This window comes from Exiguobacterium sp. s48, from assembly GCF_018617395.1.
Lineage (GTDB): Bacteria > Bacillota > Bacilli > Exiguobacteriales > Exiguobacteriaceae > Exiguobacterium.
The window spans coordinates 430220-452740 of record NZ_JACSKC010000001.1; the positions used below are offsets into that span (position 1 = coordinate 430220).

The following is a 22521-nucleotide window of genomic DNA, read 5'->3' on the forward strand; positions in this document are numbered from 1 at the left end:
CATGCCAAAACGACCAGATATTCAGAAAATCCTCGTAATCGGATCAGGACCGATTGTAATCGGACAAGCAGCGGAGTTTGATTATGCTGGTACACAGGCATGTCTTGCCTTGAAAGAAGAAGGCTACGAAGTCATCCTCGTCAACTCGAATCCGGCCACTATCATGACGGATCCGACGACAGCGGATCGTGTCTATATCGAACCGCTCGAACCAGAATTCGTCGAACGAATCATTCGTCAGGAACGTCCTGATGCCCTCCTTGCCACGCTCGGCGGTCAGACGGGATTGAACTTGGCATTTGAACTCGACAAACGGGGCGTCTTGCGAGATTGCGGCGTGGAACTACTCGGGACGAAACTGTCTGCGATCGTTCAGGCAGAGGACCGGGAACAGTTCCGTAACTTGATGTTCGAACTTGGTCACGGCGTACCTGAAAGTGAGATTGTTCATACACTCGAGTCTGCTTGGGGATTTGCGGAACAGATCGGGTATCCGATTATCATCCGGCCTGCGTACACGCTCGGGGGAACCGGGGGAGGGATTGCCCATGACCGGGAATCGTTCGAGCAAATCGTTGAATCCGGATTGAAGGCAAGTCCTGTGACGCAAGTCTTGCTCGAGAAATCGATTGCCGGGATGAAAGAAGTCGAGTTTGAGGTCATGCGTGACTCGAGTGACCAAGCCATCATCGTCTGTGCGATGGAAAACTTTGACCCGGTCGGAGTCCACACTGGTGACTCGATCGTATTCGCACCGACGCAGACGTTGTCGGATCGGGATTATCAAATGTTACGGAGCGTATCGCTCGATATCATTCGGGCACTTGGGATTGAAGGAGGATGTAACATCCAATTCGCACTCGACCCGGACAGTTTCACATATTACGTCATCGAAGTGAATCCACGTGTGTCACGAAGTTCGGCGCTCGCATCAAAAGCGACTGGCTATCCGATTGCCAAGCTTGCTGCGAAAGTCGCTGTCGGCTACAAGTTGTCAGAACTAAAAAACCCGGTCACCGAGACGAGCTACGCCTCGTTCGAACCGGCGCTCGATTACGTCGTCGCCAAAATCCCACGTTTCGCTTTCGACAAGTTTGAGTCCGCGGATCGCCGCTTAGGCACACAAATGAAGGCGACGGGTGAGGTCATGGCCATTGGTCGGAATTTAGAAGAGGCTCTGTTAAAAGCCGTTCGTTCGCTCGAACTGGGTATGGAAGAACTTTATGTCCCACAACTTCAAGCGCTGGACACAGAACAGCTCGAGCATGGACTCATTCATCCGACAGACGAGCGTATGTTCATCATCTATGAGGCACTACGTCGCGGGTACACGGTAAAAACGCTACATCAACTGACAAAAATCGATCGATTCTACTTACAGAAATTAAACCGGATCTGGAAAGCCGAGCAACAACTAGCATCGGAGCCATTGACGTCAGAACGTTTGCTCGACGTGAAGCGACTTGGTTTCAGTGACGTCGCCATCGCCCGAATCCTAGAGACAGACGTTGAGACAATTCGTTCGCAACGTCATGGATGGAACATTCGACCTGTATATAAAATGGTCGATACGTGTGCGGCGGAATTCGCATCGGAGACACCGTATTTCTACGGGACGTATGAAGTGGAGAACGAAGCGGTGAAGACAGACCGTGAATCCATCCTCGTCCTCGGGTCGGGTCCGATTCGAATCGGACAAGGTGTCGAATTTGATTATGCGACCGTGCACTCGATTCAAACCATTCGAGATGCGGGATATGAAGCCATCATCATCAACAATAACCCAGAGACGGTCTCGACGGACTTCTCCATCTCCGATCGCTTATACTTCGAGCCGTTGACGACGGAAGATGTGTTAGAAGTCATCGATAACGAGAACCCGCTCGGCGTCATCGTCCAATTCGGTGGACAGACCGCCATCAACTTAGCGGCATCGCTCGAAGCGAACGGCGTAAAAATTCTCGGAACGTCATTAGAAGATATCGACCGTGCCGAAGACCGGAAGGCGTTCGAGGCTACCTTGTCCGCTGAACGATTGGCGCAACCACCAGGAAAGACGGCGACGAACGTGGAAGAGGCCGTCGAATGTGCGAACGAACTCGGCTATCCGGTACTCGTCCGACCATCATACGTGCTCGGCGGACGGGCGATGGAGATCGTGTATGAACAGTCGGAGCTCGAGCGTTACATGCGAAACGCCGTCATCGCCTCGAAAGATCGCCCGGTCCTAATCGATCGCTATTTAACGGGGATTGAGATCGAAGTCGATGCCATCTGTGACGGGACAGACGTCTATATCCCAGGCATCATGGAGCATATCGAACGGGCCGGCGTACACTCAGGTGATTCGATTGCCGTATATCCGCCACAACGACTCAGTGATGAATTGAAGCAAAAAGTCGTCGATTATACGATCAAGTTGGCGAAGGCGTTCCGCATTAAAGGGCTTCTCAATATCCAGTTCGTCTATGCAGATGATTTGTACGTCATCGAGGTGAACCCGCGTGCGAGCCGGACGGTTCCATTCATCTCGAAAGTGACAGGGTTACCGGTCGCGCGGATTGCGACACAAACGATTCTCGGAACAAGCTTGAAAGAACTCGGTCTTGGGACGGGCATCCATCCTGAGTCGGACAGCATTTCGGTTAAAGTCCCGGTCTTCTCGTTCGCGAAATTGAAAGAAGTCGATCCATCGCTCGGACCTGAGATGAAGTCGACAGGGGAAGTCATGGCAACAGATCGGACACTTGAAAAAGCGCTCTATAAAGGTCTTGTCGCAGCAGGGATGAACATCGCCTTAAAAGGAAACGTGCTCATGACGATTGCGGATCACGACAAGGATGAGGCGATTGCCTTAGCCAAACGATTCGACCGCCTCGGTTTCCGACTCATGGCAACGAGTGGGACGGCTGAACGTCTCGAAGCGGAACAGATGCGCGTCCGTCGAGTCGGGAAGATTCAAGAAGACGGTGAGACGATGCTCAGCGTGATCGAGCGAGGAGACGTCGACTTGATCATCAATACGACGAGTCGCGACGCACTCGTCACGAAAGATGGCTTCTTGATTCGCCGTACAGCCGCCGAACAAGGTACGCTCTGCCTCACATCGCTCGACACGGTCGAAGCGCTACTACAAGTCATTGAAAGCTTATCGTTCCAAACGGTCAGCATCCCGGCATTCACAACGTTCGGGGTGATGGTATGAGACATGACGTGACGATTGTCAGTAACCGGCAAATCGCAAAAGCGACGATGGAGATGAAAGTACGTTGCCCTGGGGTGGAGATCGCCCCTGGGACGTTCTTTCACATCAAGACGTCCGGTCTGTTACGTCGACCGTTATCGGTGGCGAACGTCGAGGGGGACGAAGTTACCTTCTTATACAAAGTGATTGGGGAAGGGACAACTGAGCTGGCGGGGAAACGTATTGGGGACACGCTAGACGTCCTTGGTCCGCTCGGGAACGGTTTCCCACTTGCCCAACAAGGAAAGCGGGTCGTCCTGGTCGGAGGAGGAATTGGGGTCCCACCTCTATACTATGTCAGACGCAAACTCCATGAGATGGGGATTGAAACGATTGCGATTCTTGGGTTTGATTCAAAAGAAAGTGTCTTTTATGAAGAAGCCTTTCGTGAACTTGGTGAGACCATCATCACGACAGTAGACGGCAGTCACGGGGAGTCTGGCTTCGTCACGGGTCCACTCGCACGCATCGAGGCGGACGTCTTATTCAGCTGCGGTCCGGAAGTGATGTTGAAGGCGGTCGCCGCTTCACCGATTCCGGAGCGTTACATCTCAATTGAAAATCGGATGGGTTGTGGCATTGGCGCTTGTTTTGCCTGTGTCTGTCAAGCACCGGAGGGCTATGTGAAAGTATGTAGCGATGGACCGGTATTCAATGCGGAAGAGGTGCTGTTATGAGATTGAATGTCGATTTACCAGGTCTTCATTTAAAAAATCCGATTATTCCGGCTTCCGGATGTTTCGGATTTGGAGAGGAATTTGCGAAACTATATGACCTCTCCATTTTAGGAGGTATCATGATCAAGGCGGCGACGGAGGAGTCGAGATTCGGTAATCCGACCCCACGTGTCGCCGAAACGGCACAGGGCATGCTGAACGCGATCGGGCTTCAAAATCCAGGCGTCGATGCAATCATCGAAGAAAAATTACCATTCCTCTCGACGTTCGACACGGAAATCATTGCTAATGTTGCCGGTTCGACGCCAGATGAATACGTGGAAGTCGCTCGTCGAATCAGCGCCGACCCGACGATTAAAGCCATCGAATTGAACATCTCATGTCCGAACGTGAAATGTGGGGGCATGCAGTTCGGGACGGATCCGGTGATGGCGGCAGAACTGACGAGACTCGTCAAAGCGGCTTCGAGTAAGCCGGTCTATGTCAAACTTTCTCCGAACGTCACGTCGATCACCGACATGGCGCGAGCCGTCGAAGCGGCCGGCGCGGACGGATTGACGATGATCAACACACTCGTCGGGATGCGGATCGATATTCAGACCGGGCAACCAATCTTGGCGAACCGAATCGGTGGGTTATCCGGTCCGGCCATCAAACCGGTGGCCATTCGAATGGTGTATGAAGTCGCGCAAGCGGTCGATATCCCGATTATCGCCATGGGCGGGGTGCGAACGGTCGACGATGTGCTTGAGTTTATTTATGCTGGAGCGTCTGCCGTTGCCGTTGGGACGGCAAACTTTGAAAATCCATACGTCTGTCAGGAAATCATCGAAGCATTACCGGCACGACTCGATTCACTCGGAATCGAACATATTTTGGATGTGAGGGGGAAGGCATATGCGCAACTTGTATCTCGCCCTTGACGTGGAAACGCGGGACGAAGCGTTTCAATTGTTAAAACATTTTTCAAACCGACCGGCTGTTAAAGTCGGGATGGAACTCTTTTATCGAGAAGGTGCGCGCTTTGTCGAAGAATTGGTCGACGAGGGTTACCCGGTCTTTCTAGATGTAAAAGTACACGATATCCCGGAGACGGCTCGTCGAACGATGCGACAAATCGGAAAGCTCGGTGTGGCTGTGACGAATGTCCACACGTTAGGTGGAGAAAAGATGATGCGCTATGCGTTAGACGGGTTACGTCAAGCGACTGATACCACTCAATTGATTGGGGTCACACAGTTGACGTCGACAGATGAACGAATGATGCAGACAGAGCTCGGTATTGCCGGACGACTCGATCAAGCTGTTCTCAGACAAGCGACACTTGCGAAGCAGGCGGGACTTGACGGAGTGGTCGCATCCGTTCAAGAAGCGAAAGCGATTCATCAGAAACTCGGGGATACGTTCATGACAGTCACGCCAGGTATCCGACTCGGTGAAACAGATGATGATCAAGTTCGCATCGCGACGCCACGAGACGCGAAACTGGCGGGCGTTCACTCGATCGTCGTCGGCCGACCGATTACACGTGCAGCTGAACCGATGGCTATGTACAACCAATTCATGAAGGAATGGGGACAACTATATGAAACAAATCGCTGAGGCACTTTTACAGATTGAGGCCGTCACACTTTCACCGACTGAGCCGTATACATGGTCGAGCGGCTTGAAGAGTCCCATCTACTGCGATAATCGGCTCACACTCAGTTATCCAGAAGTACGTCAAGTCATCGTCGATGGATTGGTGAAGTCAGTCAATCCGACCGAAGTCGATGTGATCGCAGGGACAGCAACGGCAGGGATTCCTCACGGGGCATTGCTCGCCGACCGACTCGGTCTCCCGTTCATTTATGTCCGTTCGAGTGCGAAAGGGCACGGGAAAGGAAATCAAATCGAAGGGAAACTCGACAACGGGGCACGTGTGCTCGTGATCGAAGATTTGTTATCGACGGGTATGTCGAGTATCGATGCAGCCCAAGCGATTCGTGCGGCAGGTGGTGAAGTCACTGGTATTCAAGCCATCTTCTCGTACGGATTGCCGGTTCTCCAGAAGAATCTAGCCGATGCAGACCTGACGGCGACATCGTTGACGACGTTCTCGGAATTAATTGAAGTGGCAGAAACGACAGGCGTTCTCACACGTTCAGAACTGGAGTCACTCCGTGAGTGGCAACAAGACCCTCGCGCTTGGAGCAATCTCGTCACCTCTTAAGAATCCACCCTCGGGCGGATTCTTTTTCAATTCGGCTTATGTCATACTTCGTGGTAAAATAATGAAAGTGATTTAAAAAGGAGAGGCATATGGCGTATTCAAGAAGCAAAGAAAAAACATGGGGGGCACGATTCCGTTCCATTCCCAAACATCGTAAAATCGCCTTCGGTCTCGTCTTGACCATCATCCCAGCGCTCTTTTTCGTGAATTTATTTGTATTCAGTCATTTGTTAGCGCTAGGAGACCAGTATGAAGACCGATATCAAATGAAAAAGTTACGACTCGAAACCCATCATGGGAACGTTGAATTTGTGCGAAGTCCAAATGAAAAAGTTCAAATTGAAGTGATGCAGACGAACTCGAAAGAACGTCGAATCAAAGTCAAATCGGTCGGAGATACCATCTATATCGTCGAGCGTTATGGATGGTTCAGCTATTTCGGTAGCCGAGCAAGCGACGAACCATCGCGATACAAAATCCGTGTCTCGTTGCCTAGCTCGATGACATCGATTCATCTCGATGCAGAACAAGTGACCGGGCAAGGATTAAACGCGAAGACCATTGTCATGAACGTCAATGCCGTCAACTTGAAGCAAATCGATAGTGACCGCCTGCGAATCGAGTCAAAAAGTGACACGACGATTGAATCTGCGAGACTCGTGACCGGGGATATTCGTTCTTATCGTCATGCGACGGTGAGTGATGTCGTCGTCAATCAAGCGATGACAATTCAAACAGAAGCCGGAACGCTTAGCTACACGCCGAAACATGCGACCGGTCAAGTGAACGTGACCACCGCAGGTAAAGTTTCGAGTAGTGATCGCTACGAAGAAGTTGAACCAGGGGTGTATCAGTTGTCGACATCGAATCGACCGATTGTTGAACTGATTTCTGAAACAGGAAAGGTCGAACTGAAATGAATGAAAAACGATACATCCCGAAAGTCGGGTTACGTACGTTAAAAACAGGGATTGCCGTCACGATTACCGTCGCGATTTCATGGTACATTTTTGGGATTTACTCGGGAATGGGCGCTATTGCAGCTGTCGTGGCGATGCAACCGACTGTTAAGCGTTCTTCAAAAATCGTCTTCAGTCGTATATTCGGAACGGTCGTCGGTCTCATGTGTGGACTTTTCATCGTCTATTTGTTCGGTGTCAATCCGCTCTCGATTGGGTTGGCCGTCATCGTCTCGCTTACACTTAACACGACGTTCGATAAGACCCACATGTCGACGTATGCGGCGTTTGCCATCGTTATGATGCTCGAAAGTCCCACTTCGGATTTCTTCCATTATGCGTGGACCCGTTCGTTATTGACGGCGGTCGGTGTGTTCGTCTCACTCGGTGTCAATTACGCGTTCATGCCTCCTCGTTATGAGGACCGGTTGTTGAACGAGGTACGAAAGACTTCTTCTTATCTGTTTCATCATTGGCGAGAACTCGTCGGTTCTCCGGCAGAACTGTTAGATACGCGAGCTCGCATTCTCGGCCATCAAGAGCTTCATATGATGCTCCAAGAGGATATGAAAGTGACGAACGTCAAATTGAAGTATATGACAATCAAGCAGTATCGCTTATTGATTCATTTAGAAGACAAGCTTGTCCTTTTGTTAGAGAGTTTGGCTGAACATAAAGAAGCGTTCCTATTGATGAGCGAGGAAGAGCGTCAAGCGTTCGAATCTGAGTTTCTGTATTTATTAGCGCACCATCACGATATTCTGTATACATGTGACAAACCCTATTCACTTTTCAAACTACCGCACGAAGATTTATCCGTTTCAGAAATTTTACACGGGCATTTGCTCGACTATCATGAACAGCTCGAAGCGTTTAAACATGATCCCACATCATAAACATGAAAACCCGCCATGAACCATGGCGGGTTTTCATTTATCACTGTTTCAAAGACTTCATCAATTGCTCATCTGGAGTCACGTAGACGGTCTGTTGATCCGTATAGATGACGAACCCTGGTTTCGCACCGCTCGGTTTTTTCACGAAGCGAGCACGCGTGTAATCAACAGGGACGCCACTCGACGCACGTGCTTTCGAGTAGTAGGCTGCGACTGATGCGGCTTCGACTAGTGTCGTCTCATCCGGTTCCGTCGAACGAATGATGACGTGAGAACCTGGGATGTCTTTGACGTGTAACCAAATCTCGTCACGACGCGCAAATTTGAATGTGAGGTGGTCGTTTTGTGTATTATTCTTCCCGACAAAGAATTCTGTGCCCGTTGAAGAGGTGTATGCTTCGAGTGAAATCTTCGGGTTCGCTTTTTTCTTTTGACGCTTTTGACGGATGTATCCTTCTTCTGCGAGTTCTTCCCGAATCTCGAGCAGATCCGACGGTGATGCGACGTCGAGTTGCGCGATGAGTGTTTCTAGGTACGCAATCTCCGCATCGTTCAGTTCAAGCTGTTTCTTTACTTCGACTTTCGCGACTTTCAGTTTGTTGTATTTTTTATAGTATTGCTGAGCGTTCTCATTCGGTGTTTTGAGCGGGTCGAGTGGAATGGAGATGGTCGCACCGTTCTCGTCATAATAATCGACGACTTCGGCGACCCGCATCCCTTTTTCGAGTTGGAACAAATATGTCGTCAACAACTCTCCGTATTTTTGTAACTCATCCGCCCGTTCCGTCGCTTTCAAGTCATCTAAAAGACGGCGTCGCTTCAGCAGATTTTTTTCAAGCTCTGATTTTAATAGTCGTTCGACATCGTGTGCTTGTTGTCTGACACGGTCTCGGTTCGCTTTTTCATAGTAGAAACGGTCGAGGACTTCTTGACTCGACTTATACATTTCTTCAGTTTCGATGTCCCCGGCTGTCAACGCAATCGGAGCGAACCGTTCTTTACCATTCGCAAGTTGTTGGAATACATAAGGACCTTCGAGTTGACGAAGGACGTTTTCGAACGCCTGTTGAACGGAATCGCGGTTAGGCATCTTTGCAAGATGTACGACTTCCTGTGCGATTTGTGGACTGACGCCGGCGAACGTGGAGACAATCTGTTTATCGAGCTTGCCGGCATTCCAGTCGATGCGTTTCAACCCTTCCGTCAAATCAGATAACGGATCGAATTTATGTTGTTCCGGCGGAAGGAGATAGTCACTCCCCGGCATGATGGTTCGATACGTGTTTTGTGAAGGTGGGAGATGCTTGATTGCATCTAAAATCTTGCCTTCCTCCGTCGTCAAGACGACGTTCGAGTGGCGTCCCATCAATTCGATGTATACTTTCTTCGACTCTTCATCGCCGAGCTCGTTCCGAGAACGAACGGAAATGACGATGACACGGTCCCGGCCAATTTGTTCGATTGCCGTGATGAAGCCACCTTCCACATGTTTACGGAGCATCATGCAAAACATCGGTGGTTCTTGCGGGTTTTTAATCGGTGTATCCGTCAACTGAAGACGGGCATACATCGCGTTTGCTGATATCAAGAGTTGCGCGTTTTGACGATTCGAACGAACTTGAATCATCAAATCGAGCGAATACGGTTGATGTACCTTGTTGATTCGCCCTCCGACGAGCGATTGTAATTCTTGTACGACACGATATGTCATTAATCCATCATAAGCCAATGATCTCATCACCTTTGTTCATTTTCTGTCTCTACGTTATCAGAAAAACAGAAAATATGGTACGATGGAGTAGGAAATCCGAACTTCTTCTTGCCGGGACAATTGATTGACTGCTATTATAATTAAATGTGATGTTAGAAGATGGAGGGCTTGCAGTGAATTTTAAAGAACGAGGATTATTAATCGTTTTGTCTGGACCGAGCGGTGTCGGAAAAGGAACCGTTTGCCGTGCTCTTCGCGAAGAAGAGGACAATAACCTTCAATATTCGGTGTCGGCGACGACGCGAAAGCCACGTGAAGGGGAAGTTGAAGGAGTGCATTACTTCTTCAAATCAAGAGAAGAGTTCGAACGGATGATCGAACAAAAAGAACTGCTTGAACATGCCGAGTTTGTCGGTAACTATTACGGGACGCCTGTAGAGTGGGTGCGTGAAACGCTCGAAAGCGGTCAAGATGTCATTCTTGAAATCGAGGTGCAAGGAGCGTTCCAAGTAAAAGAACTTCTTCCAGAAGCCGTCTTTTTATTCTTGGCACCACCAAGCCTTCAAGAACTTCGCAATCGTCTGATCGGACGAGGCACGGAGTCAGAAGAAGTTATTAAACAACGCCTTCTCGTCGCGCGTGAAGAAATCGAATTGATGGACGCTTACGACTATGTCGTCACGAACGACGAGGTTGACAAAGCCATCGATCGGATTAAAGCGATCGTGACAGCTGAGCATTGTAAACGTGAACGTGTTGCGTCACTCTATAAAAAAGCCATGATGGAGGTCATTTAATGTTATACCCTTCGATTGATGCCTTACAACGTACTATCCCGTCAAAATACACGATCGTAACGGTCGCTGCGAAACGGGCGCGTCAGATTCAAGATGGAAAAGCACCGAAAGTCGCCGAGCCAAAATCATATAAGCCGGTCGGTCAAGCGTTAGAAGAACTATTTTCGGGTGATACGACAATCATCGTGAACGAAAAAAACAACGGATGAAGTGTGACCCAAGTCGTTTGCGACTTGGGTCTCATTGTCTATAAGGGGGAGTTTGGGAATGGTGAAGGATCGTACTATTTTGTTATGCGTGAGTGGTGGAATTGCCGCCTACAAGGCGTGTGCCCTCACATCGAAATTGGTTCAAGCCGGAGCGAATGTTCGCGTCGCGATGACGAAGTCGGCAGAACAATTCGTGGGTCAGGCGACCTTCCAGGCGCTCAGTCGAAACCCGGTCTACACGGACGTGTTTGAAGAGCATGACCCGACAAAAATCGCACATATTGATGTCGTCGACTCGAGTGACTTGATTGTCGTCGCTCCTGCAACTGCGAACACGATCGCAAAATTAGCGAACGGGATTGCAGACGACTTCATCACGACGGCCATACTTGCTGCAAAGTGCCCAGTCATCGTCTCACCGGCCATGAACGTGAACATGCTCGAACATCCTGCCACGCAGCGGAATATTGAGACATTAAAGTCATACGGTTATCAGTTGATTGAACCGGGTGTCGGCAACTTGGCTTGTGGATGGATTGGTGGGGGACGTCTACCAGAACCGGAAGACTTAGTACGCATCATTGAAAGCCAGTTCGTCCCGAAACTGTATCTTGGAAAAGACGTGTTGATTACGGCTGGACCGACGGTGGAACGTATTGACCCCGTCCGTTACTTATCAAATGACTCTTCTGGAAAAATGGGCGTCGCACTAGCAGAAGTGGCACGTGACATGGGTGCCCGTGTCACGCTTGTCCATGGCCCGCTCCAAGTTCCGGTCCCAGATGGCGTGACAGCGGTTCCTGTCAAGTCAAGTGAAGAGATGCTGCGCGAAGTGACGAGCCGCTTTGAGGCTTCAGACCTCGTCGTGAAGTCGGCGGCAGTCGCGGATTATCGTCCGAAAACAGTTCATGCAGAGAAGCATAAGAAAGTGCATGGTCCACTCACAATCGAACTTGAAGAAACGACAGACATTTTAAAATCACTCGGTGAGAAGAAGACCCATCAAGTGTTGGTCGGTTTTGCAGCTGAAACGGAGAGACTCGAGGAGCATGCAGCTGCGAAGTTGAAACGAAAGAACGTCGATTTTCTCGTCGCGAACGATGTGTCATCAAGTGACGTCGGATTTGGAGCAGACGACAATGAGGTCGTCTTGTTCCGTGCGGACGGGACGACACTTAGTCTACCAAAGCAATCGAAGAAGGCGTTGGCGTTCGAACTGCTCACACAATTTAAGGAAGCGGTCCGATGATTGCACATGTACACGTTGATGCACCGGTAATTACGATTGATCGTCCATTTGATTACGAAGTGCCGGAACAGTTCGAGTCGTTGATTGAACCCGGAATGCGCGTCTCTGTCCCGTTCGGTTCACGACGTCTGCTCGGAATCGTCGTCGGCACGTCGGACGGGACGAGGGATGGATTGAAGCCGCTCGAAGCCTTATTAGATGAAGAATCTTCTCTTACGGATGAGTTACTTGACTTGTCCATTCATGTGAAAGAGACGACGTTATGCTTTCGTTCATCCGCCCTGCTTGCGATGCTACCAGCAGCGCTCAAGGTCAGTTACGATAAAGAAATTAAAGAGGGGCATGTCCCTGACGGGGTTCGTTTAGGGACGCATTTATCGGAATATCCGAAAGACGTCCAATCGGTCATTCTTGAACTCGCTAAAAAAGGGGAACTGACCCTCGCACCTGTCCTGAAAGAAAAGAAGACATTTAAAACAGATATCGTTGTTGAACTGCTTGATGCAACCGTCGTTTCGAAGCGTGCCAAAAAACAACTCGAAGCGATTCAACAGCTAGAAGAGACGCCACGCATGTATTGGTCGGCACTCCGTCAAATTGGTCTCACTCGCCCTCAACTTCAAAAGCTTGAAGACATCGGAGCGGTGCGACTGACCAAAGTGGAATTGAATCGTGACCCGTACGCGACAATCGAACAGGTCGAGGAATCCGTTCAATTGAACGACAGTCAGGCAAGTGCAGTCTTGGCCATTCACGAGGCAGATGCCGGTGAGACGTTGCTCGTTCATGGCGTGACGGGGAGCGGGAAGACCGAGGTCTATTTAGAATCAATCGGACAAGTCATCGATGAAGGGAAACAAGCCATCTTACTTGTCCCTGAGATCAGTTTGACGCCGATGATGGTCAAGCGCTTCAAGCGTCGTTTCGGCGATCGGGTCGCCGTGTTGCATAGCGCCTTGTCTAAAGGTGAAAAGTACGATGAGTGGCGTAAGATTAAACGGAATGAAGTCGACGTTGTCGTCGGTGCCCGTTCTGCTATCTTTGCCCCGCTCGACCGACTCGGTCTGATCATCTTAGATGAAGAGCATGAGACGACGTATAAGCAAGAGGAGAACCCGCGCTATCATGCGCGCGATGTCGCTATTTGGCGGGCTCGCTATCATGGATGTCCTGTTGTATTGGGCAGTGCCACTCCGTCGCTCGAATCGTATGCCCGGGCACAGAAAGGCGTCTATCGCTATCTGCATTTGAAAGAACGATACGGTGGCGAGATGCCACCCGTTCATATCATTGATATGCGCCGTGAATTGGCCAAAGGCAATACGACGATGTTCTCAGAGGAATTGTTCCAAGGCATTCTCGACCGGATCAAGAAAAAAGAGCAATGCGTCATTTTATTGAACCGTCGTGGGTTCACGACGTTCGTCATGTGCCGGGACTGCGGTGAAGGCATGACATGTCCGCATTGTGCCGTCAATTTGACATATCATCAGTATGGAGATCGGTTGAAGTGCCACTATTGTGGTTACGAGGTCGGTATGCCGTCGACGTGTCCATCCTGTAATAGCAAGAAAATCAAACAGTTCGGATCAGGTACCCAGAAAATCGAAACGGAACTGTTGAACCGAATTCCGGAGGCTCGCATCATTCGAATGGATCAGGACACGACGTCACGGAAAGGGTCGCATGAACAGTTGTTGCGCCGTTTCGAAGAAGGGGAGGCCGACATCTTACTTGGTACGCAGATGATCGCCAAAGGACTCGATTTCCCGAACGTCACACTTGTCGGGGTGCTCGCAGCCGATGCGACGCTCGGCATGCCTGATTTTCGGGCGACAGAACGGACCTTCCAACTCGTCACCCAGGTAGCAGGAAGAGCAGGGCGCGGAAAACTTCCGGGTGAGGCGTTCGTTCAAACGTATAACCCGGACCATTATGTGATCGAGACGGCGAGTGAACATGATTATGAGACGTTCTTTGCCAAAGAGATGGGACTCAGACAAGTCGGAAACCATCCACCGTATTGGTTTTTGACGCTGGTCACGTTCTCTGCGGAAAACCCGCTCGTCGCCAAGGCTGAGGCAGAACTGTTCGCATCTGACTTTTTACACGCACAAGTGGAAAATAGCCGTTTGAACGGACCGATGCCGGCACCGTTATCAAAATTAAAGAACGCTTATCGTTATCAAGTGTTCATTAAAACGAAACAACCTGAATCGCTTTATGCAGAGCTAGCACGATTACAACAAGCGAGAGCGAAAGCAATCAGTAAGAAAGAATATCAAATGAGTATCGATGTGAACCCATACGTATTCATGTGAGGTGGAGAGAAATGTATAAAGTAGTAGAAGTACCAAATGACATTTTACGCGTAACATGCGAACCGGTGACGAAATTTGATAAAAAATTACGTCAAACGGTCGACCGTTTGTTTGATACGATGTATGAGTATGACGGAGTCGGCGTCGCGGCACCGCAAGTCAATTTGAATCAACGACTCGCAGTCGTCCATACCGACGACGAGACGGGACCACTCGTCTTGATTAACCCGGAAATCATTGAAGCATCAGGTCGAGAAGTTGGACTAGAGGGATGCTTAAGCATTCCAGGTGAATTTGGATTTGTCGAACGTCATGAGTCAATCGTTGTGAAAAACCAAGACTTGAAAGGACGCACCCATACGATTCAAGCGAGCGGTTTTTTCGCCCGTGCGATTCAACATGAAATGGATCATTTGGATGGCGTCTTGTTCACAGACAAGATCGCTGTTCCAAACCCTGGAAAAGACAAGCGGATTGTTTTCATGGGAACACCGACATTTGCCGTATCGGTACTTGAGCGACTGCTTGAAGAAGGATACAATGTCGTAGGTGTCGTATCACAACCGGATAAACCGGTCGGGCGTAAACGTGAACTCAAGCCGACACCGGTGAAAGAGTGTGCGCTTCGTCACGGTATTCCCGTGTTGCAGCCTGAAAAAGTTCGAACAGACTATGCAGACATTTTAGAGTTGAAGCCCGATTTGATTGTGACAGCAGCGTACGGTCAAATCGTACCGCCTGCTTTACTTGAGGCACCGCCTCACGGAGCCATCAATGTCCATGCTTCCCTTCTTCCGAAATATCGTGGAGGTGCCCCGATCCATCAAGCCATCATCGATGGAGAATCGGAGACAGGGGTAACCATCATGTATATGGTCGACAAATTAGATGCAGGTGACATGATTGCCAATACGATCGTTCCGATTGAAGAAACGGATACGGTCGGGTCATTGTTTGATAAGCTGGCTGTAGCTGGAAGTGATTTGCTCATTCGAACGCTTCCCGCGTTTTTAGAAGGGTGGATTGAGGCAGTGCCTCAAGACGAGCGTGATGTGACGTTTGCTCCGAATATCAGCCGTGAGCGTGAACAGATTGATTGGACAATGGATGGCGAGTCTATCTACAACCATATTCGAGGAATGAATCCGTTCCCGACGGCCTATTCAACGCTTGAGGGCGAACGTGTGAAATTGTTTATGGGTGAGAAGACGACAGGTACGGGACAGCCGGGAGAAGTCATTCGCCTTGAAGATGACGGATTTGTCGTGGCGACAGGAAACGATGTTGCCATCAAGGTCACCGATTTACAGCCCGCAGGCAAGAAACGGATGGATGGTGCAACCTTTATGCGTGGCGCAGGACAAAAGCTACGCAGTGGCGACCGATTAGGAGGAACTCATGAACGTACGTGAAGCAGCGCTTGATACGCTGATGAAAATTGAACAAGGCGGCGCGTATTCGACGATTGCCGTCAATGACACATTGAAACAAAAAAAAGTTGCCCCAAAAGATGTCGGTCTCTATACCGAACTCGTATATGGGACGCTTAGCCGAAAAGGAACGCTCGATTATATATTGAAAGACCGAATCCGTTCTCCGAAGAAGCTCGACAAATTTGTCCTTCCACTTCTTCGGATGAGCGTTTACCAACTCTTCTATTTAGATAAAGTACCTGACCGGGCCGTCTTACATGAAGCCGTCGAAATCGCGAAGAAACGAGGGCATCACCTCGGGACGAGCAAATTCGTAAACGGCGTGTTACGCAATGTGCTTCGGGAAGGGTTTCCGGACTTTAGTAGCTTGACTGATGCAGAACGAATCGCCATTGAGCACAGTCATCCGGAATGGATCGTATCAGATTGGATTGAGTTATATGGCGTTGAAACGGCAGAAGCGATTTGTCAATTGAACAATGAGCCTGCCCCTGTCACGATTCGAGTCAACCGGAAGCGCATTTCAGTGGACGAGATGATGAACCGATTGGCTGATGCTGGTGTGTTGACGTCACGTTCGGAACTGTCGGCAGATGGACTCGTCGTGGAATCAGGGAACATCCATTCGACCCCGTTCATCGAGGAAGGTCTCCTATCCATTCAGGATGAGAGTTCCATGATCGTCGCGGATGCGCTTGGCGTGTCAAAAGACGATGTTATTTTGGATGCATGTGCTGCGCCAGGTGGCAAGGCGATGCATACGGCTGAACGGATGGAAGGTGGATCGCTCACCGCTCTTGACTTACATCCTCACAAGGCAAAATTAATCGACCAACAAGCCAAACGTCTACACATCAATGGAGTGACCGCACTTGCCCTTGATGCTCGTTTAGCAGGTGAACGGTTTGAAAAAGAAAGCTTTGACCGAATCCTTTTAGATGTCCCTTGTTCTGGCCTTGGCGTCATTCGCCGAAAACCAGATATTAAGTGGACGAAGGATAAAACCCAGCTTGAAAACCTACCAAACATCCAAAGACAAATCATCGATGCCGTATTGCCACTGCTCAAGCCAGGTGGTACGCTAGTTTACTCGACATGTACGATCGACCCGTCTGAAAATGAGACCCAGGCTGACTACATTTTGTCGAAAGGACTGGTCTGGGACAACACGCTCACGGGGCGTCTCCCACAATCTGTTCGTCCGAACATGACACCGGACCGTGCTGAATTAAAACTATTACCGACGACATTCGGAACCGACGGCTTCTATATCGCCGCATTTAAGAAAGAGGTATAAAACATGAATCCAAAAGCAGTAGAAAAAAATCCGCTCTTAGGCGCAAAACCGTCACTTTATTCGTTGACGTTCCCAGAACTCGAAGCATGGGTGATGGAAGCAGGAGAAAAGGCATTCCGTGCGAAACAATTATATGATTGGATGTACGTCAAACGGGTTACATCATTTGACGACATGACGAACGTTCCGAAAGCCCTCCGTGACAAATTAGAAGCATCGTTCCAATTGACGACGCTAAAAGAATTGGTCAAGCAAGAGTCACAAGACGGTACCATCAAATTCTTGTTCGAACTTCAAGATGGCTATTCGATTGAGACGGTTCTCATGCGTCATGAATACGGGAACTCGATTTGTGTCACAACACAGGTTGGGTGTCGGATCGGATGTACGTTCTGCGCCTCAACACTCGGTGGCTTGAAACGGAACTTAGAGGCTGGAGAAATCACGGCTCAAGTTCTTGACGTACAACGCGCATTAGATGCCACAGGCGAACGTGTCGACTCAATTGTCGTCATGGGGATTGGTGAGCCGTTCGACAACTATGATGAGTTGATGCGTTTCTTGCGCACCGTCAACCATGACAACGGACTCAACATCGGAGCACGACATATCACGGTATCAACGAGTGGGATTGTTCCGAAGATTTACAAGTTTGCTGATGAAGGGATGCGAATCAACTTCGCCATTTCACTTCACGCACCAACGACTGAATTGCGCACCAAGCTCATGCCGATCAACCGTGCCTTTGACTTGGACAAATTGATGGACGCAGTCCGTTATTACACGGAGAAGAGCGGTCGCCGGATTACGTTTGAATATGGACTCTTCGGTGGTGTCAACGATACGGAAGAATATGCTCATCTGTTGGCAGATCTTTTAAAAGGAATCAAATGTCACGTCAACTTGATTCCCGTCAACCATGTACTCGAACGTGACTATGTACGGACACCGCGTGCTCAAATCTTTGCCTTCGAAAAAGTGCTCAAAGACCGCAACGTGAACGTGACGATTCGTCGCGAACAAGGATCGGATATCGATGCCGCTTGTGGACAGCTTCGGGCGAAGGAGCGCGAACAAGAAACGAGGTAATCAGAAAGATGGAATTAGCATTTCGAACAGATCGTGGACAAGTACGCACACAAAATGAAGATGCAGTTTTAATCTTAGGCGATGCCTTATCAGGAATCGCACTCGTTGCAGACGGCATGGGTGGACATGCAGCGGGAGAGGTCGCGAGTCAAATCGTGATTGAAGAGTTTCGGCGGGCCTTCCCGTCTCTCCCGTCGACTCCTGTCGAGATTGAGCGATGGTTCCGCCATCACATTGATTTGGCGAACAATCAAGTGTTGCAATTTGCGAAACAGTCAAACCTTGTCATGATGGGAACGACTGTGGCCGCTATTTGTTGGCACGGTGAAACAGTCATCATCGTTCATATTGGAGATAGTCGCGTGTATGCACTTCAATCCAATGAATTAAAGCGTCTTACAGAAGACCATTCTTATGTGAACGTGCTCAAACAGCTCGGTGAACTCACAGAAGAAGAGATGCGGATTCATCCAAAACGAAATGTCATTACCCGGGCAATCGGTTCAAGTGAACAAGTCGAACCAGACATACAAGTGCTCGCTGACCCAGAGTTTGATGTGATTTTAATTTGTACAGATGGATTGACGACACATATGACCGATGGGGCAATTCAACATGTGTTACAACAAGCTGTATCTGCAGAACAAAAAGCGGAACAGCTCATTGCGGAAGCCAATCAATTGGGAGGGAGCGACAATATTACAGTCGCCCTCGTTCAATTCACAGATAGAAAGAGAGGATGAATCCGATGCGAAGCGGAGAACGAATCAACGATCGTTATCGGATCGAACAACAAATCGGCAGCGGAGGCATGGCTAATGTCTACCGGGCTCATGACGAGATCTTAAACCGAACCGTCGCCATCAAGGTGTTGCGATCTGAATTCTCACATAACGAACAATTTATACGCCGGTTCGAGCGTGAAGCCCATGCGGCTACAAGTCTGAACCATCCCAATATCGTCGCCATCTATGACGTCGGTGATGAAGAGGATTTGTACTACATCGTCATGGAGTATGTCGATGGTGTAACGTTAAAACAATATTTGCAAGAGGAATACATATCTGTCGACGAGGCATTACGCATTGTGGGACAGATTTGTGATGCAATTGATCATGCCCACGCAAACCGGATCATTCATCGTGATATCAAACCACAAAACATGATGATCGATCAACAAGGTAACGTGAAAGTGACCGATTTTGGAATCGCTGTGGCGATGTCGAATGCGACGTTGACGCATACGATGTCGGTGCTCGGTTCTGTGCACTACTTCTCACCCGAGCAGGCACGTGGGAAATTCGCCGATGAAAAGTCAGATATCTACTCGCTCGGTGCCGTTTTGTACGAATTGTTGACAGGTCGCGTTCCTTTTGTTGGAGAGACGCCTGTTGCAGTGGCACTGCAACATCTGCAGGACGATCCGATTCGACCAATTGACTTGAACCCAAATATTCCACAAGCGCTCGAAAACTGTGTCATGCAAGCGTTAGCGAAATCACCTGGTGCCCGTCACGTATCTGTCGCTGCCTTTAAAAAAGATTGTATGACCTCACTTAGCCGTGAACGGGCAAATGAGCCGAAACGTCTTCCGGCGAGCCAAGAAGAGTTTGATCATACACTCGTCATGGCACCGGTCATTCCTGATGAAAAAACGGAAGCACCTGTGCAAACTTCTCAGACTTCTGCTTCGAACGAGCAGGAAAAAGAAAAACCACCGGTCAAGAAGAAACGAAAATGGTGGATTTGGATTTTACTCGTTATGTTGCTAATTGGAGGGAGTATTACGGCTTACGTAGTCGCGGATGAAATGTCGCGTGCCGTTGTACCCGATGTCGTCGGAATGAGTATCGGCGATGCCACATCAGAACTCGAAGACTCAGGATTTGTCGTCGAAGTGACAGAACGGGCGAGTGATGACGTAGAAGAAGGTGAAGTCATTTCACAAAACCCGCAAGAAGGGCGTAAACCGAAACGAGGCACGACGGTGACCATCGTTGTTTCGGCCGGGAAAGAAACCGTCGAAATGCCGAATGTGGAGGGACTGTCCCAATCAGCAGCTGAACGTATGCTAAAAGATTTAGCGTTCAGTGACCTTGAAATCAAAACAGAAGCTTCGGAAACGGTCGACAGCGGAGATGTGATTTCGCAATCGCTCGACCCGGGCGAGGAAGTCGTTCCTTCTGAAGTGACGGTCACGCTTGTCGTCTCGACAGGAAGCAACAAGGTAGAACTATCAAATCTGGCAGGGTATACGTTCGATGAAGCGTCCATCTATGCCGAGCAAAATAAATTGAAGATTGTGAGACGTGACGAATTTTCGACGAGTGTTCCTAAAGGTCAAATCATTCGTCAACTTCCGACTGCCGGTACAGCAGTCGACCCGGGTACTGAACTGACGGTCATCGTATCGGAAGGGGTCGAACCGACCGATGTCTCGATTGAACGAGAAGTGAGTGTCGAGGTCGAACAGCCGGAAAAAAACAAGAAGCCGAAAGCGGTCGAAGTTGTGATTCGTACGGTCGATGCACGAGGAGAAATCGAAGTGTTACGTGATAAAATCACGGAAACGACAACGTATTCTTACACGCTCGTCATTGCTCCAGACGAAGTCGGGACAGCAACGATTGAAGTGGATGGTGATGTTGTCCGAACGGATTCCGTCACATATGCGCAAGCCAAAGAGGCACAATAAAGAGGTGACGGTGCCGTCACCTCTTTTTTAAGGGAGGAACTCAGAGTGAAAGGAACAATCATTCGTTTACAAGGCGGATTTTATGATGTGATGACCGAGTCGGGTCAAGAGATTCGGTGTCGGGCAAGAGGAAACTTCCGTAAACGTAACATCTCACCTGTCGTCGGGGATGACGTGGTGATTCAAGATCAAGAGGATGGAACGGGCTATATTTTAGAAGTAGAAGAGCGTCAAAACCACCTTGTCCGTCCGCCGATTGCGAACATCGATCAGGCGTTTCTACTCTTTTCCGTGAAAGAACCGGCCTTCTCTTACCATTTGCTTGACCGGTTCCTCGTGTTAATCGAGTCGAAACAAATTCATCCGATCATCGTGTTAACCAAGATGGACTTATTGACGGATAGCGAAGCAGAAGGAATTCAAGAAGCGATTGCCCGTTATCGCACCATCGGGTATGACGTGATTGAGACATCGACGGAGCAGGCGCATGGGGTCGAAGAAGTCAGGAAGCTCTTTAAAGGAAACACAAGCGTTTTTGCCGGGCAGACAGGCGTCGGGAAAAGTTCGTTACTCAATGCGGTTGCTCCAGAGCTCGAGTTGGCGACAGGGGCCATCTCCAAGTCGCTCGGGCGAGGGAAACATACGACACGTCATGTGACGTTGATTCAATTAGCCGACGGGCTTGTTGCAGATACACCGGGATTTTCGAGTCTCGAGTTCCCGCAAGAACTCGAGTCAGATGAGCTCAGATGGTGTTTCCCGGAGTTTGTGGAACGACATGACGATTGTAAGTTCCGAGGATGTGTCCACATCAATGAACCGGGGTGTGCTATCAAGCAAGCCGTGGAAGATGGCGAAATTGCTTCAACACGCTATGAGAATTATGTTACCTTTATGGAAGAGTTAAACGATCGAAAACGGAGGTATTGACAGATGATTAAAATCGCACCATCAATTTTAGCGGCAGACTTTGCCAATTTAGAGGCGGAAGTGAAAGCTGTTCAAGAAGCAGGAGCGGACTACATTCATTTTGACGTGATGGACGGTCAGTTCGTGCCGAACATCTCGATTGGGCTACCGGTCCTCGCAAGCTTACGTAAAAAATCAGACATGGTTCTCGATGTGCATTTGATGATTGATCAACCGGAGCGCTATGTCGAAGATTTCGTCAAGGCGGGTGCGGATATCGTCACGGTGCACGTGGAAGCGACGAACCATTTACATCGCGTTTTGCAACAAATTAAAGCCGCGGGAGCGAAGTGTGGCGTCGTCTTGAATCCGCATACTCCGTTGTCTACGATTGAACATGTCCTCGAAGACGTCGATATGGTGTTGCTCATGACCGTCAACCCAGGGTTCGGGGGACAAGCGTTCATTGAATCCGTCGTGCCGAAAATTTCAGCGCTCAACCAGATTCGTCAAGACCGTCAGCTCGATTTTGAAATTGAAATCGATGGTGGGGTCAACGAAGAGACGGCGAAGCTTTGTATCGATGCGGGTGCTGACGTACTCGTTGCTGGATCTGCGATTTACAATCAACCGGATTATAAAGCAGCCATTGATAGCATTCGTGGCGCATCTCGTGTATAATCAACGATAGAACAACAAGATAGAGTCGCAAGGGGTGTCACATGATGTGGCTGAGAGGCATTACGCTAACCCTTTGAACCTGTTCCGTTCACACGGACGTAGGGATGTGGCGAAAATGCACGTTGCGAATCGAAGCAGCATG

General features: G+C 49.4%; 19 protein-coding genes and 1 riboswitch. Of the genes, 18 read left to right on the forward strand and 1 reads right to left on the reverse strand.

The annotated features are described in order from the left end of the window. Position 1 precedes the first annotated feature (1 nt). From carB to KNO66_RS02230, 7 genes are all read left to right on the forward strand, one after another. Positions 2–3205, forward strand: a complete 3204-nt coding sequence (gene carB, locus KNO66_RS02200) for a carbamoyl-phosphate synthase large subunit (RefSeq protein WP_214740012.1) — start codon at positions 2–4, stop codon at positions 3203–3205. Next, the gene (locus KNO66_RS02205; RefSeq protein WP_214740014.1) at positions 3202–3921 is read left to right on the forward strand and encodes a dihydroorotate dehydrogenase electron transfer subunit; all 720 of its coding nucleotides are present in this window, start codon (positions 3202–3204) and stop codon (positions 3919–3921) included. Before carB ends, KNO66_RS02205 begins: the two co-directional genes overlap by 4 nt. Continuing rightward, positions 3918–4844, forward strand: coding sequence for a dihydroorotate dehydrogenase (locus KNO66_RS02210; protein ID WP_214740016.1), 927 nt, complete (start codon positions 3918–3920; stop codon positions 4842–4844). Before KNO66_RS02205 ends, KNO66_RS02210 begins: the two co-directional genes overlap by 4 nt. Beyond that, positions 4819–5523 (forward strand): orotidine-5'-phosphate decarboxylase, encoded by a 705-nt coding sequence (gene pyrF / locus KNO66_RS02215; protein WP_214740018.1) that lies wholly within the window; start codon positions 4819–4821, stop codon positions 5521–5523. Before KNO66_RS02210 ends, pyrF begins: the two co-directional genes overlap by 26 nt. Continuing rightward, positions 5507–6133, forward strand: a complete 627-nt coding sequence (pyrE, locus tag KNO66_RS02220; RefSeq protein WP_214740020.1) for an orotate phosphoribosyltransferase — start codon at positions 5507–5509, stop codon at positions 6131–6133. Before pyrF ends, pyrE begins: the two co-directional genes overlap by 17 nt. 89 nt (positions 6134–6222) lie before the next feature. Further along, positions 6223–7053 (forward strand): DUF4097 family beta strand repeat-containing protein, encoded by an 831-nt coding sequence (locus tag KNO66_RS02225; RefSeq protein WP_214740022.1) that lies wholly within the window; start codon positions 6223–6225, stop codon positions 7051–7053. After that, positions 7050–7988, forward strand: coding sequence for an FUSC family protein (locus tag KNO66_RS02230; RefSeq protein WP_214740024.1), 939 nt, complete (start codon positions 7050–7052; stop codon positions 7986–7988). Before KNO66_RS02225 ends, KNO66_RS02230 begins: the two co-directional genes overlap by 4 nt. Positions 7989–8028: 40 nt before the next feature. On the opposite strand, the gene KNO66_RS02235 is transcribed toward KNO66_RS02230, so the two are convergent. Then, positions 8029–9717 (reverse strand): Rqc2 family fibronectin-binding protein, encoded by a 1689-nt coding sequence (locus KNO66_RS02235; RefSeq protein ID WP_214740026.1) that lies wholly within the window; start codon positions 9715–9717, stop codon positions 8029–8031. A gap of 131 nt (positions 9718–9848) precedes the next feature. Between KNO66_RS02235 and gmk the strand changes: the two genes are divergently transcribed. The 11 genes from gmk to rpe are packed head-to-tail and all read left to right on the forward strand — an operon-like array spanning position 9849 to position 22379. After that, positions 9849–10496, forward strand: a complete 648-nt coding sequence (gene gmk, locus KNO66_RS02240; RefSeq protein WP_031421596.1) for a guanylate kinase — start codon at positions 9849–9851, stop codon at positions 10494–10496. Next, on the forward strand, positions 10496–10705 hold the full coding sequence (rpoZ, locus tag KNO66_RS02245) for a DNA-directed RNA polymerase subunit omega (protein WP_015881337.1): 210 nt from the start codon (positions 10496–10498) through the stop codon (positions 10703–10705). Before gmk ends, rpoZ begins: the two co-directional genes overlap by 1 nt. A gap of 58 nt (positions 10706–10763) precedes the next feature. Next, entirely contained in the window at positions 10764–11954 is a 1191-nt protein-coding gene (gene coaBC / locus KNO66_RS02250) for a bifunctional phosphopantothenoylcysteine decarboxylase/phosphopantothenate--cysteine ligase CoaBC (protein WP_214740028.1), read from the forward strand. Then, positions 11951–14275 (forward strand): primosomal protein N', encoded by a 2325-nt coding sequence (gene priA, locus KNO66_RS02255; protein WP_214740030.1) that lies wholly within the window; start codon positions 11951–11953, stop codon positions 14273–14275. The genes coaBC and priA overlap by 4 nt, the downstream gene beginning before the upstream one ends. Before the next feature lie 11 nt (positions 14276–14286). Continuing rightward, a complete protein-coding gene (gene fmt, locus KNO66_RS02260; protein ID WP_214740031.1) occupies positions 14287–15687 on the forward strand; it encodes a methionyl-tRNA formyltransferase in 1401 nt (466 codons plus the stop codon). Further along, a complete protein-coding gene (gene rsmB / locus KNO66_RS02265; RefSeq protein WP_214740033.1) occupies positions 15674–17005 on the forward strand; it encodes a 16S rRNA (cytosine(967)-C(5))-methyltransferase RsmB in 1332 nt (443 codons plus the stop codon). The genes fmt and rsmB overlap by 14 nt, the downstream gene beginning before the upstream one ends. Before the next feature lie 3 nt (positions 17006–17008). Next, on the forward strand, positions 17009–18094 hold the full coding sequence (gene rlmN / locus KNO66_RS02270) for a dual-specificity RNA methyltransferase RlmN (RefSeq protein ID WP_214740035.1): 1086 nt from the start codon (positions 17009–17011) through the stop codon (positions 18092–18094). Positions 18095–18102: 8 nt separating this feature from the next. Beyond that, positions 18103–18837, forward strand: coding sequence for a Stp1/IreP family PP2C-type Ser/Thr phosphatase (locus tag KNO66_RS02275; RefSeq protein WP_214740037.1), 735 nt, complete (start codon positions 18103–18105; stop codon positions 18835–18837). A gap of 5 nt (positions 18838–18842) precedes the next feature. Then, positions 18843–20789: a Stk1 family PASTA domain-containing Ser/Thr kinase gene (gene pknB / locus KNO66_RS02280; protein ID WP_214742360.1), complete on the forward strand. Its 1947-nt coding sequence runs from the start codon at positions 18843–18845 to the stop codon at positions 20787–20789. Between the two features lie 45 nt (positions 20790–20834). Next, complete coding sequence (rsgA, locus tag KNO66_RS02285) at positions 20835–21719, forward strand: ribosome small subunit-dependent GTPase A (protein WP_214740039.1); 885 nt, start codon at positions 20835–20837, stop codon at positions 21717–21719. Between the two features lie 3 nt (positions 21720–21722). Further along, positions 21723–22379, forward strand: a complete 657-nt coding sequence (gene rpe / locus KNO66_RS02290) for a ribulose-phosphate 3-epimerase (RefSeq protein ID WP_214740041.1) — start codon at positions 21723–21725, stop codon at positions 22377–22379. A 20-nt stretch (positions 22380–22399) separates the two neighbouring features. After that, positions 22400–22501: riboswitch (TPP riboswitch) on the forward strand. Positions 22502–22521 lie beyond the last annotated feature (20 nt).